This window comes from Shewanella sp. P1-14-1, from assembly GCF_001401775.1.
Taxonomy (GTDB): domain Bacteria; phylum Pseudomonadota; class Gammaproteobacteria; order Enterobacterales; family Shewanellaceae; genus Shewanella; species Shewanella japonica.
Map to the genome: position 1 here is coordinate 61,982 of NZ_LKTL01000006.1, position 13,795 is coordinate 75,776.

The 13,795-nt window shown below is 40.8% G+C and carries 12 protein-coding genes; 9 read left to right on the forward strand and 3 right to left on the reverse strand.

The features are described from left to right. Positions 1–71: 71 nt before the first annotated feature. Together AN944_RS05870 and AN944_RS05875 are read right to left on the reverse strand one after the other, a co-directional pair. Complete coding sequence (locus AN944_RS05870) at positions 72–1,700, reverse strand: PH domain-containing protein (protein WP_055023672.1); 1,629 nt, start codon at positions 1,698–1,700, stop codon at positions 72–74. Continuing rightward, entirely contained in the window at positions 1,693–2,604 is a 912-nt protein-coding gene (locus tag AN944_RS05875) for a PH domain-containing protein (protein WP_055023673.1), read from the reverse strand. The genes AN944_RS05870 and AN944_RS05875 overlap by 8 nt, the downstream gene beginning before the upstream one ends. A 235-nt stretch (positions 2,605–2,839) precedes the next feature. On the opposite strand from AN944_RS05875, the gene AN944_RS05880 reads away from it, so the two are divergent. Then, positions 2,840–3,142 (forward strand): winged helix-turn-helix domain-containing protein, encoded by a 303-nt coding sequence (locus AN944_RS05880; RefSeq protein WP_225442090.1) that lies wholly within the window; start codon positions 2,840–2,842, stop codon positions 3,140–3,142. Positions 3,143–3,168: 26 nt separating this feature from the next. Here AN944_RS05880 and AN944_RS05885 read toward each other — a convergent pair whose 3' ends face one another. Next, entirely contained in the window at positions 3,169–4,893 is a 1,725-nt protein-coding gene (locus AN944_RS05885; protein WP_082419927.1) for a diguanylate cyclase, read from the reverse strand. A gap of 294 nt (positions 4,894–5,187) precedes the next feature. Here AN944_RS05885 and AN944_RS05890 point away from each other — a divergent pair, with 294 nt between their 5' ends. The 8 genes from AN944_RS05890 (at position 5,188) to AN944_RS05925 (ending at position 13,791) form a co-directional block, all read left to right on the forward strand. Continuing rightward, positions 5,188–5,865 (forward strand): alpha-ketoglutarate-dependent dioxygenase AlkB, encoded by a 678-nt coding sequence (locus AN944_RS05890; RefSeq protein ID WP_055023676.1) that lies wholly within the window; start codon positions 5,188–5,190, stop codon positions 5,863–5,865. Between the two features lie 144 nt (positions 5,866–6,009). After that, positions 6,010–6,309, forward strand: coding sequence for a BolA family transcriptional regulator (locus AN944_RS05895; protein WP_055023677.1), 300 nt, complete (start codon positions 6,010–6,012; stop codon positions 6,307–6,309). A 329-nt stretch (positions 6,310–6,638) separates the two neighbouring features. Further along, positions 6,639–7,148, forward strand: a complete 510-nt coding sequence (luxS, locus tag AN944_RS05900) for an S-ribosylhomocysteine lyase (protein WP_055023678.1) — start codon at positions 6,639–6,641, stop codon at positions 7,146–7,148. 193 nt (positions 7,149–7,341) lie between these two features. Then, complete coding sequence (locus AN944_RS05905; protein WP_055023679.1) at positions 7,342–9,411, forward strand: TonB-dependent receptor; 2,070 nt, start codon at positions 7,342–7,344, stop codon at positions 9,409–9,411. 425 nt (positions 9,412–9,836) lie between these two features. Then, positions 9,837–11,171, forward strand: coding sequence for a Na(+)-translocating NADH-quinone reductase subunit A (locus tag AN944_RS05910; RefSeq protein ID WP_055023786.1), 1,335 nt, complete (start codon positions 9,837–9,839; stop codon positions 11,169–11,171). Between the two features lies 1 nt (position 11,172). Beyond that, on the forward strand, positions 11,173–12,375 hold the full coding sequence (locus AN944_RS05915) for an NADH:ubiquinone reductase (Na(+)-transporting) subunit B (RefSeq protein ID WP_055023680.1): 1,203 nt from the start codon (positions 11,173–11,175) through the stop codon (positions 12,373–12,375). Further along, entirely contained in the window at positions 12,365–13,159 is a 795-nt protein-coding gene (locus AN944_RS05920; protein ID WP_055023681.1) for a Na(+)-translocating NADH-quinone reductase subunit C, read from the forward strand. Before AN944_RS05915 ends, AN944_RS05920 begins: the two co-directional genes overlap by 11 nt. Further along, positions 13,159–13,791: an NADH:ubiquinone reductase (Na(+)-transporting) subunit D gene (locus AN944_RS05925; protein ID WP_055023682.1), complete on the forward strand. Its 633-nt coding sequence runs from the start codon at positions 13,159–13,161 to the stop codon at positions 13,789–13,791. Before AN944_RS05920 ends, AN944_RS05925 begins: the two co-directional genes overlap by 1 nt. Positions 13,792–13,795 lie beyond the last annotated feature (4 nt).

The following is a 13,795-nucleotide window of genomic DNA, read 5'->3' on the forward strand; positions in this document are numbered from 1 at the left end:
TCACGATTAAGCTTATTTAATCGTGACTTTAGCGGATAAAAACGTCTTTATAATGTTATTGGTAGCTAGGCTTAAATCCAATTAGTGGTGTCATACTTTGTCGCCATCATGGCTTTTTCCGATATATATTGCGCATCGCTTTGACTAATATAAGGCAAAGTCATTTCGCCACTGGCTAATCCTAATGTCAGGTACGCATAACCTTTTTGTTTTTGTCCTTGAGTTTGCGTGAGAGTGACATGCTGAACTTTAGTAAAAGGAATGCGCTTCCATTCTCGACTGAACAATCCACTATGTTGCCATACCGCTTCCTCATCAATAACATATCCCCATTGTCGGTAGCGCAAGTAGATAAGCCCACTGACAACAACTGCGGATACACAAATTAGTAGACTTGCTAAGTTGGCGCCCAAAAACAGTGACAAAATCGCAGCGGGAATGAACGGCAAATACCCTCGCCGTAAAAACCAAGCAAAAGCGATTGACTGATACTGACGCGGAACATTGCACGAGCCGCCTGCAAGTCCGGTTATTTTGCCAAGGGTGGATTGTAGCTCTGTGGTTTTGACTGAAGGAATGAGCATGTGCTGTTCAGTTTTTTGCTCAACTTCTTGTCCCTTTACTTGTTTTAAATACACAGTCCAAACATTAAATAACCTTGCTAATACAGGTTGGCTGATTTGTACAAGTTGAATCCGTCTAATCGCTAATGCATCTTGCTGATGTGAAATGACTCCACCACTTCTTTGCAGAGTTTGTTGTCGCTTCTCTAGGGTGAAGGGAAAATATTTTAGTACGGCAGAAAAAATAGAAATCAAAGCGAACAGGCAATATACCAAGGCTATTAATAGTAAAATGATGCTCACTTTTAGAATAATATTGTCACCGCTTAACGTGATAATACTATGCCAAAGTTGTTGAAAAAACGGGATTTCGGCGAGTGTTTCCCATTGTATTTGTCCAAGGATTGGGCCTGCGATAACGGCGAGCCAGATAAGGTTATTCTGATAAAATCCAAATTTGATTAGCTGTAATAAATTGCGCTTAATAATAATGTTCGGCAGTGACTGGCTAGAATTATTTGCTGGTTCTGTATTATCGAATGCATGAGTTCGTGTCGCTAAGTTGGTTACATCATTTTCGCAGCTGGCATCATCATGAACCAATAAAGATTCACTATTGCCGTTTTCCTCAAGACTATTTGCTGTTATCTGTAACAGTTGCTGCTTAATTTTATAGGCGGTATTTGAGTCCACTGCTGCAAGATGTGCTTCATCATTTTTTGAGCCTGCCGTTTCAATGATTAACGTTCCTAGCTTTAAGGGCTTAAAATACAGAGGTTGCTCGTAGCGAATATTTTGGATTTTATTAAATGGGATCTCGTCTTTGCGAGTAAACAGTAGCCCTCGCTTAATATTCAATTGATTATCAATAAGCTTAAAACGGTATTTTTTCCACTGTATAAATGAAAACACAGTTAACGAGATAATCAGAAATAGTGCAGCAATCATTGCAAAGGATAAATCAAAGCCGTTTTTCCAACCTGCGAAGACAATTGGGATCATGGCATAACCATTCGATAAAATGGCTTTTGCAGTCCCGAAACTAAAACTGAGCATGGCCCAAGGTGATAAAGCTTGCCACTGACTAAATTTGCCCATGGATTGCTGATTGGTGCTTTGTTGGGAAGGTTCAGTCATCTTGTTTTTCCGACTTTAGCTTATTTTCAGCGGTTGCTGATTGAGTCGTTTGATGTGAGATAACAGGCTGCTCTGCTGATGTTTGTTGGACTGATGTTTGTTGGGCAGAGGGGATAAACTGTTGTTCGACCTGCATATGCTCTGTGTTGTCTGGCTCAATCTCTGTGTTGTCTGTTTGAAGTTCCGTTTTGTCAGGCTCAATCTCTGTGTTGTTTGTTTGAAGTTCCGTTTTGTCAGGCTCAATCTCTGTGTTGTCTGTTTGAAGTTCCGTTTTGTCAGGCTCAATCTCTATGCTGTCTGATTGATGCTCCGTTTTGTCTGGCTTAATCATTGTGCTGTCTGATTGAAGCTCTGTTTTGACTTGTTCAGGTATTGATTTTTCTTGTTGGTGCGAAGTCGCTCTATGCAGTAAGTGTTGTCTTAGGTGTTCTGCTGTTTCAAACTTCAAGCCGGGTAAGTTAATTTCTGCAGCGCCACTTCCTGCACTGAAGCATTTTAACGTCGCTAAGTTAAACTGTCGCTGAATCGGGTTTTGCGACAAGCTGACATGCTGCAGTCGGCTAAAAGGTAGGGTGGTGGTTTTTACCCACCACAAGCCTTTTCTCATGACAAGTTCATGCTTGAGTACGCCGTAATAGACCTTTTTTGCAGCTAGATACTTCAGTGAGATCCAAAGAGTGCCAATAGACGTTATGGCAGTAATAGCAATCAGGATATCTGCGAGTGGTTGGGTGTGCTGAATATTCATCAGCACCATGATGGCGGTTAGAATGATTAGCACAATAATACTGATTTGAAGCGCGGCTTGTATGGGGTAGCGCTTATCAACGGGAGTTAACGTTAACGCGTTGTATGGTTGCCATTGTGTTGGCTCAAGCTGGCTTTTATCGTCAATTTTTGTCATCTATATGCTCATTGGCTGCAATGTCAGGGTTCAATGTTAGGCTGCAATGTAAAGGGTAATGCTAATCAGACATAGCAGCCTTGTGCAGTAAGTCGAAAAGGTCTTTGGGCACTCATGTAAGTTTAAGTGACTAAAATAGCTTTATATTCATGCAATAATCTTTTACTTTGAAAGTATAAGACAAAGGCTCCTTTGTTGGTATTTAACTATTATTTTCATCAAAAAAGAGGCGAAATTGACTCAAACTGTTTCTAAAGCACATAAAGCATTTTTGCGAAAACTCTATCTTTGCTATTTGATTAGCCAAGATAAACATAATTTATTATCTTTGCATAAAATGACCCAAATGCCCCGCAGAACCATTCAAGATACATTGGCATCAATGTCTGATATTGGTGTGACGGTTCAGTTTATTCAAGAGGGTGAACGTCATAATGCTGGTTATTATAAAATTGATGATTGGGGCCCCATTAACCCGCAATGGTTAGAGCAAAATTATGTGTGTATGACAACACAATTAGAGACGACGATACCTTAATGGTAGTAGGGGATTCCCTCTTTTATCTAGGTCGCTAATTTATCTATTCTTTCCTTGCTGGGGGATGTGCCCGCTGAAATCTGGTTCCTGCCAGCTCGCTTAGCTTGGTATAGGTGTTTATCGGCGATCTCAATAAGCATAGGTAATTGGTTGATGGCACTGCAACTGGTGACAATGCCAATACTGGCTGTGACGTTGACCTTTTGCTGACTTTGAGTAAAGGAGAGTTTAGCAATGTTTTCACACAGCCTTGTTGCTAGGGTACTGGCTTCTTGCTCTTGGGTGTAAGGTAAAAAGATAATAAATTCCTCGCCGCCCCAGCGCGCTAAAATATCGTTTTTTCGTAATGTATCTCTGATTAACGCGGCGACTTTGACCAGCACTTCATCGCCAAAATTATGCCCATAGGTATCATTAATGCTTTTAAAACGATCGATATCTACCATCAAGATAGACGCTGCTTTTTTGACTTGCCTTTCTGTAAATTGAGGCTCAACTAATTGGTAAAAAGCTCGGCGATTATTCAACCTTGTTAACGGGTCCATGTTAGCCATTTTCTCGGCAATTGTTTTTTCGTTTTCTACCCGTCTAAAGCGTTCTGTTAATGCCAGTGCGAGCAGTAATACATCAATAAACACCCCGAGCTCAGCAGCCCTATAAGTAAATTGATTGAATGGGATATAAGCCCAAACGGCAAGACAGGTAATGGCAATCCCGATCATTGACGAAATTGAGGCGATTAAGAAAAATCTTGCTGAGATGTTACCAAAGTTCAGTGACAGTATTCCCAGCACTATCATCAAGCCGCTAAACAGCAGCATTAAATCAAACGCAAAAATGAGCCCTAAAACTCGGTCTTGAAGCACTGCAGCAAGCAGCATTAGTGCCGGAAAGATAATACAGAGGCTCTTGAGAATTTTGTTTAAAGTGGGGAGTTGGAATTTAAGTCGTAAAAAGTGGCAAGCAAACATTATCCCACTGGTGCAAAAGCTGACCATCAGTATCGGGATAGACCATTGTTGCCATATCGGTGAATCTGGCCATAACCATAATGAACCATGGCCGCTATAGGCAAAATTAAGCAGCAAAAAATTCAATAAATATAAACTGTAAAATAAGTAGCTTTTTAGACGAAGACCAACATATAAAATAAAGTTATAAATTAATAACGCAGTGATTGAGCCATACAAAAAACCATAGCTATAAGCATTGAAGGCATTTTTCTTAGCCATTTCCTGCTGGTCGAATAAATACACAGGGATAACCATAGCATCAGGGGTTTGCACCCGAATTAACACCGTGGTTTTACCTGGTGGATAGCGGTAGTTAAAATTAAAACTAGGCTGCTGTGACTCTTGTTGGTAAAACAATGATAAGTCACCTTGGTGCTCAAAATGGATGATGTGATCATCCGCAAACCAAAAACTACTGACTTCATCTAGCCAATAGTTATCGATATGAATGGTTTTTTCTTGTTCTGTTTGGCTGTTATTAATGAGTGTGAGACTTAACCAAACTGGTTTGGCATTGATACCATAATTACTGATATGTTGACTGACAGGACTAAACTGGCCTTGCTGTAATAACGAATATGCTTGTGAGGCATTGAGTCGCTCATCTTCAATATATTGCTTTAGTGATAAACCGATAGGCTTGTTGTGTTTATCAGATAAATACAGCTCTTTGGCGTGAACAGCGTTAGGGTTCATGCAGATAAATAAACAAATAATCAGCGTCAATATCCATTTCATAAATGCGGTCACATGCCATTGTTATGATGTCATCGAGAAATCCATTCATTACTTTTTTACAAAAAAGTAATCCAACTTTATGGCGACAGGGTATAAATCCATATCGCTCTGAGTGAACGTTTTAGCTAAATAAGTATAATATACAAGCCTAGCTCAATTTAGACTCTCATAATATAACTAAGCTTAATATCATAAATGCGTATCAATTTTGTTTATATACTAAAGGATTAGTCACAACGGTCAGGTTAGATGCTGTGCATCATCATAAAGTGATACAAAGGCAGGTTATTTAGCATGAAACAATTAGGATTTGAACTTGTTAACTCTCAACCAGTGAGTTGTACTACTCAGGGGGCTGATGATATCGGTGAAAATCAAACTGCTGAGGCAAGTTTACCTGTTGCGCCCATTACATATTTAGCCAACTTCTTACCTTTACCATTGCAAACTTCACTGCTTCAAGAAGCGAACTCATATCAATTTGAAAAACCGATCGTAACGATATTTGGCAAGCAACATCCTATTCCACGCTCCCAGATCTGGTTTGGTGATTCAGGTTGCGAATATCAATATTCATCACTCATGATAAAGCCACAACCTTGGCCACCTGTATTGCTGAAAGTAAGACAAATACTTGAGTCGCAATTTAATATCATGACCAATGGCGTGTTGGTTAATCGCTATGAAAATGGACAAGATTGCATGGGATGGCACAGTGATAACGAGCCTGAGATTGCTGCCAATTCAGATATTGTATCGTTAACATTAGGAGCCAGTCGTACTTTTGTTATGAGACACATGCAAACACGGCATAAACACGCCATTGAACTTAGCTGTGGCGACTTACTGATCATGCATGCAGGTATGCAAGATGAGTGGCAACACGCCATACCTAAACGCCTAAAAGTGAATGAGCCAAGAATTAATTTTACCTTTAGGCAAATGATTGTGGGATTTCATCAGGGTGGGTAAGAGAGTGAGCAGTAGATAAAGTATACAAGACGTAATCGTAAACTTGTTTTGCCAACTGGATCTTGTTGGGTTGTTGCAAGTTTGATTTTTGAAACGTTAATCAGTAGTCTTCACTTTTTACGATGTAGATAAAAAGAGCTTGTTATGTCAGTTGAACACGTTATTACCGAAAAACTGAACCAATCTTTTAGCCCTGTCCATTTAGACGTGCTTAATGAAAGCAATCGTCATCATGTGCCGCCTAATTCTGAAACCCACTTTAAAGTCGTTGTCGTCAGCGACAAGTTTGATGCTCAGCGTCTCATTGCTAGACACCGTGCTGTCAATGCTGTGTTAGCAGAAGAGTTAGCTAATGGAGTGCATGCGCTGTCGATTAATGCTTATACACAAGAAGAGTGGCAAGCGCTAGACAGTGTGCCAAAAACACCAAACTGCAAAGGTTAATACAGCTTAACAATTAGCGATTAACACATGACCTAAACCTCATCTTTCGTATGGGGTTTTTTATTGCCTTACATTTACTAAACCAAATCTTTTATCTTATTTTTTACATGAGTTATTTTCATATTATTATGGATTAATTGAGTATTTTCTGAGCTTTGATGTGGGATTTATTGGCTATTGGGGCTTGTTTGTCCATTACTGATAGTTTGTCATAACAGTGTCATCAATCATTGTTAAAGATTAATGTAGGCCTGAAATAGGCCTAGCTGCTTGCTGTTAATTTTGATGCTATGATGCCAAAAGATTTCACCCACTTTAAGGAATAAGCAATGCCTTTACTTGATAGTTTCACCGTTGATCATACTCGAATGGAAGCACCAGCTGTACGTGTAGCGAAGCATATGAGCACACCAAAAGGTGACACCATTACAGTATTTGATTTACGTTTTTGCACCCCTAACAAAGATATTCTAAGTGAGCGTGGTATCCATACTTTGGAGCACTTATTTGCAGGCTTTATGCGTGACCATCTTAATGGAGACAATGTTGAGATTATCGACATTTCCCCTATGGGATGTAGAACGGGCTTTTATATGAGTCTTATTGGTGTGCCATCTGAGCGTATCGTTGCTGATGCATGGTTGGCTGCGATGGAAGATGTACTAAAAGTAGTTGAACAAACTGAAATTCCCGAGTTAAACGAATATCAATGTGGCACCTTCGAAATGCATTCATTAGAGCAAGCACAAGATATTGCACGTGCGATTATTGCTGCGGGTGTAAGTGTGAATCGTAATGATGACTTAAAATTGAGTGATGATATTTTAGGGACTTTATAATTGTTGCTAATGATCCCATTAGGTATTTGATAAAAGCGGCTTAGGCCGCTTTGTTTTTTAGTGGTTAATTTTTTATTAAAATACTGTTTTTATTTGTATGAAAACGTTATTGTTATCAGTCAATGGAAGGATTTTGTCATAACAATAAGGGACCGAACTCAACGGTGCCGATGATGTATTTTGGGAGTTAACCATGTCTAAAAGTCAATTCAGCTTGTCTGTAATTGCTTCTGCTGTGCTATTTGTTTGTCATTCAGGTTCAACTTATGCAGCCGCCTCAGTTACAGCTGCGATGGATGAATCAAATAATAGCGTTATTCTCACTCAACCTCAGACTGCGTCTTTGCATTATCGTGATAGTGATATTCCTTTAGCATTATCAGGCATGACTGTATTGCCGACAAACCAAACAACAACAGTGACCCACCGCGGAGCAATTAATGGCGTGGCGGTGACCCAAGACAGAGTCAGCTTTTCTCCTTCTCCTTATGCAGCGCCTCATTTAGTACTGCAACCTAACTTAGTATTACAAGAGTCTATCGCTGCTTTAAGTCTGACAGATGTGACTAAGGGTGGGATGGGCGCATTTGGTCATGTTAATTACACTACAGCGCAAATTAGCCCTAATGAAATGGGGGGCCGAGCCAATATTGAAATTAACGATAATGGCGATGGGCATGTTGGCGCAATTGCCAGCGGCTTGAATAAAGAATATGGCATGTTGCTTGGGGTTGATTATCAAAATACGGCTGAAGAAGTAGGTTTTGCCAGTCAATTTGATAATGAAAAAACGCAAACCGATATCATGTTCAAGATTAATGCTGATAGCTTAGTTGGTGCGCGTAACCCACAAAAAACCGAGTTCATGTATCAGTATACCGACTCTGAAAGTGGTTATTCTAATGTTGGCCTAATTGCACAAGACTGGAACAGTAAGCCCGCTACCCGCTACTCAGCAACTCAAAACGATCAGCAAGAAGGTAAGCGGCATAAGTATCAAGTTAGCCATGTGGTTGATTTAACTGGTGGCACTCAAATGGTGTCAGATTTTTATTATCAGTCCTACGATGAAAAAATCTCGCAACTGAATCGTTTAGAAGGCGTTGCAATTGGTGTAGCAGAGTTGCAAGCCATTGCTGCGATGGATGCCAACCCTTCTGCAACGGCAAACTTAGCCTCAATGCTCGAAGATAATCATTATGCTGGTTATGGTTTACAAACCGAAGGTGTCAGTCAATACGGTGCTCATCAAGTCACCTACGGCGCTTTATATCATTCAGATAAAGCAGAAATGAAATTTGGCCAACAAGATTGGCTCTGGAATATTGATAGAAGTTTATCAAGCGTATCGGTAGATAAAGCGCTTATGGCTTATGTAGATGATGTGAATGTTTTCACGACAACTGCAGATGCAAAGCTAAACTACGGCGCGTTGTCATTTAACCTTGGTGTGGCCTTCGAGAGTGTCAGTACAACTCGTGAAGTTGGAGTGGAAGCTTATGGTGTTGAAGAAGCTGACTTTTCTGATGATGGTTGGATCCCGTCTCTTGAAATAGCTTATACAACAGGTAACTGGAAAGCCGCTTTTGCCGCCAAACAGTCTTGGACTGCTGCATCTGCAGGTAATGCTGAGATGAAAGCGCAAGAGTCAATGCATTATCAACTTGGTTTTACTTATCAAACCCAAGTATTGAATCTTGGTGTTAACTTATACATGCAAGACTTTGATAATCAGCATGTCACTTGTATGTGGAGCATGGCGTGTGATTTCTCACAACGTTATATACAGGTCAATATCGAAGACGTAACAGCAAATGGTGTCGATCTATCTGCAGATTATCAATTTAGTTTTGATTCGTTTGCGATACCGTTATCGGTTCAATATCAGTATAGCCAAGCAGAGTTTGGTGAATCTGGTGTCAATGAGCTTATTGGCCTTTACGTTGAAGGTGAGCAATTACCTTGGGTTCCTGAACAACAAATTGCCTTGAGCACGGGTGTTGTAGTAGGGGACTTTAGCTTTATGACTCAGGCGCTTTATCAATCAGAGCTGGGTTATGCTACGGCAATTTCTGGTGGTGAAAAAATAGATGGCCAGTGGAAAGTTGATATTGCTGCAAATTATCATTTATCGAATGTGCATGAAGTTTATCTACGTGTTGAAAATGTACTTGATGAAAATTTAGTCAGTCAGCAATCAAGTTTAGGTATTACCTCGCAGGGTGAAATGCTGAGTTATGTGGGTTACCAAGCGCGTTTCTAATTAATTTGAGTGTCAGCCTTCCTACCTTACTGTTTTAAAAGCGCTTTAGCATGGGCTATTTTAGCCTATGCTAAACGCTACATTTGTTAACAAATAGATAAAACACTTCTTATATTAATTCTTTTAAAATTAATGCTATAGTGCCCTTGTTACTGAAATATTGCATCGGATCGCTATTTATCGGCCTATTCCACACCCTAAATAGGTGTAATTGTTTAAAAATGAACAATCAAAAATTTCAATCACCTATTATTTTCGTGGCGATAGCGCACATTTTGGGGTAAAATGCGCGCGACCAGCGTGATTGCGATCGCATTTCCGTGATAAATCTGCGCTAGCTCAACACTGAAGTGTTTGTTAACACTTTGTTTTTTTGGGTAGGAACGCGGCGCATTGTCTTTCCTTCAAACGTAGTGCTTGTGGATATGATTACAATAAAGAAAGGATTGGAACTACCTCTAGCAGGTGGCCCAGAGCAAGTTATCCATAATGGCCCAGCCATTAAGAATGTCGCCACTTTGGGTGAAGAGTATATTGGCTTACGTCCAACGATGAAAATCAAGGTTGGCGATAAAGTTAAAAAAGGTCAGGTAATTTTTGAAGACAAAAAGAACCTTGGCGTTAAATATACTGCTTTAGCTAGTGGGACTGTATTAGAAATTAACCGGGGTGCGAAACGTGTACTTCAGTCAGTAGTTATTGAAGTTGAAGGTGATGAAAAAGTCAGCTTTACTCAATACAGTGCTGATGCGTTAAACACGTTAGATGCAGCTGTTGTCAAAGAGAACTTGATTGAATCAGGTCTATGGACAGCTTTGCGTACTCGCCCTTTCAGTAAAGTACCTGCTGTTGACTCAGTCGCTGCTGGTATTTTCGTCACCGCAATAGATACCCAACCACTAGCTGCAGATCCTGCCGTTGTGATTGCTGAGCACAAAGAAGACTTCGCAAACGGTTTGACCCTACTTGCTAAGTTAACTGAAGGCAAAGTATTCCTGGCTAAAGCACCTGGTGCCGATATTCCTTTTGGGAATGCACAAGTTGAAGAGTTTGCTGGAAAGCATCCTGCTGGCTTAGTGGGTACTCATATTCATAACTTACTTCCTGCATCTGCAACACGCACTGTATGGCATGTTGGCTATCAAGATGTGATTGCAATCGGTCAGCTATTTACTCAAGGCGAACTTAACACTCAACGTGTTATTGCCATTGGTGGCCCACAAGCTAAGAACCCACGTTTAATTCGTACGGTCTTAGGTGCAAGCACAACTGAAATTACCGCTGATGAGGTAGAAGGTAATGCTGTACGTGTTATCTCTGGTTCAGTATTAAGTGGTCGTCAAGCTGCAGGTCCTCATGCTTACCTTGGTCGTTATCATCAACAAATCAGTTTGTTGCTTGAAGGCACTGAAAAAGAATTGTTTGGCTGGGCGATGCCTGGTAGCGACAAATTCTCTATTACACGTGCATTCTTAGGCCACTTAAACCGTTCACGTTTATTTAATATGACGACCAGTACTGGTGGTTCTGACCGTGCAATGGTGCCAATTGGTAATTATGAGCGTGTTGTTCCGCTAGACATTTTACCAACAATGCTACTACGTGACTTAGTTTCAGGTGATTACGATGGTGCTGCGGCGCTAGGTGCACTTGAACTAGACGAAGAAGATTTAGCATTGTGTACCTTCGTATGTCCGGGCAAGTATGACTATGGTACATACCTGCGTGATTGTTTAGATACGATCGAGAGGGAAGGCTAATATGAGCTTGAAAGATTTTATCGAGCGTATTGAACCGCAATTTGAAAAAGGCGGCAAGTACGAAAAGTGGTATGCCCTGTATGAAGCGGCTGCGACTGTGTTTTACACTCCGGGTAAAGTAAACAAAGGTAGCACGCACGTGCGTGATAACCTTGACCTTAAGCGTATGATGATTACGGTTTGGGCTTGTACTTTTCCTGCGATGTTCTTTGGTATGTACAACGTTGGCTTACAAGCGCAAGATGCGTTAATTGCTGGCTTTGCTACTCCTGATGTATGGCAAGTTAGCTTATTTAGCTTGTTTGGAACTGAGCTTACCGCAGACTCAGGTGTTGCAGCCTTGATGTGGTATGGCGCCTGTTGGTTCTTACCTATTTACGCGGTGACCTTTGCGGTCGGTGGCTTCTGGGAAGTGCTTTTCGCTTCTGTTCGTGGCCATGAAGTTAACGAAGGTTTCTTTGTTACCTCGATTCTTTTTGCATTAACACTGCCAGCAACAATTCCATTATGGATGGTTGCACTAGGTATTACCTTCGGTGTGGTTGTTGCGAAAGAAGTCTTTGGTGGTACAGGTCGTAACTTCCTTAACCCTGCATTAGCTGGTCGTGCTTTCCTATTCTTTGCTTACCCACTTAACATGTCAGGTGACACGTCATGGGTTGTTGCTGATGGTTTCTCTGGTGCTACTGCACTGAGCCAAGCGGCACAAGGCACATTAGAATATGGCTTAACGCAAGATTGGTGGGACGCATTCTTCGGTTTCATTCCTGGTTCTGTAGGTGAAGTGTCTACCTTTGCTATTTTACTTGGTGGCGCAGTTATCGTTTATACCCGTATTGCTTCATGGCGCATCATTGGTGGTGTGTTACTTGGCATGATTGCGGTATCAACATTGCTTAACGTTATTGGTAGTGATACCAACGCTATGTTTGCAACACCATGGTATTGGCACCTTGTTTTAGGTGGATTCGCTTTCGGTATGATGTTTATGGCGACTGACCCTGTTTCAGCCTCATTTACTAATAATGCGAAATGGGCTTACGGTCTGTTAATTGGTGCGATGGCGGTATTTATCCGTGTTATTAACCCAGCATTCCCTGAAGGCATGATGTTAGCAATTCTATTCGCTAACTTATTCGCACCTTTATTTGACCACTTTGTGGTTCAAGCAAATGTTAAGCGGAGGATTTCACGTGGCCAGTAATAAAGAATCAATCGGCAAAACATTATTTGTTGTTATTGGTTTGTGCTTTGTCTGCTCAATGTTTGTTTCGACTGCAGCAGTATTATTAAAGCCGACTCAACAACAAAATAAATTATTAGATAAGCAAAAGTATATTCTTGAAGCTGCGGGCTTAGTGGATACTAAAGCTGGCAAAGTAGAGAAAGACGTTATCATCGAAAAGTACAATAAGTACGTTGAAGCTCGCCTAGTTGATTTAAAAACGGGTGACTTTGTAGATGGTGATGCTGATACGTTTGATGTTGAAAAAGCAGCGCGAACTCCAGCGACTTCTTTCAAACCTGAAAACGATATTGCTTCTGTTAAACGTGTAGCGAATCAAGGTGTTATATATCTTGTAAAAGATGATAACAATGCTCTACAAACCGTTATTATTCCTGTTAAAGGTTACGGTTTATGGTCAACCATGTTTGCTTTCTTAGCAGTTGAAGCTGATATGAACACGATTCGTAGTTTAGTGTATTACGACTTCACTGGTTCTGGTGAAACCCCAGGTCTAGGTGGTGAAGTTCAAAATCCACAATGGATTGCGAAGTGGGAAGGGAAGAAACTTTATGATGATAATGGCAACTTAGCTATTCAAGTGACTAAAGTTCCAACTATCGCTTCTTCAGTTCACGGTGTAGATGCATTATCTGGTGCGACACTGACAAGTAATGGTGTTCAGCATTCATTAACTTTCTGGTTAGGTGAAGAAGGTTTTGCACGCTTTATCGAAAAAGCACGCAATGGAGGACTTAGCTAATGGCTGATGCTAAAGAACTTAAACAGGTTCTGACTGGACCTATCATTAATAACAACCCAATTGCTCTGCAAATTCTGGGTGTATGTAGTGCGCTAGCTGTTACCGCGAAAATGGAAACCGCTATTGTAATGACATTAGCGTTAACTGCAGTGACCGCATTTTCGAATTTATTTATTTCGATTTTACGTAATCACATTCCAAGCAGTGTTCGTATTATTGTGCAAATGACGATTATTGCTTCGTTAGTAATCGTGGTTGACCAAGTATTGCAAGCTTACGCCTATGACGTAGCTAAGCAGTTATCAGTATTCGTTGGTTTGATTATCACTAACTGTATTGTAATGGGTCGTGCAGAAGCTTATGCGATGAAAACGCCACCTTTAATGAGCTTTATGGACGGTATCGGTAACGGCTTAGGCTATGGTGCAATCCTATTATCAGTTGGCTTCTTCCGTGAGCTATTTGGTAACGGTTCTTTATTTGGTGTTGAAATCCTAAGCAAGGTCTCTGACGGTGGCTGGTACCAACCAAATGGTTTGTTACTTCTTCCTCCTAGTGCGTTCTTCTTGATCGGTATGTTGATCTGGATTATCCGTACTTACAAGCCAGAGCAAGTAGAAGCGAAAGGGTAAGCGC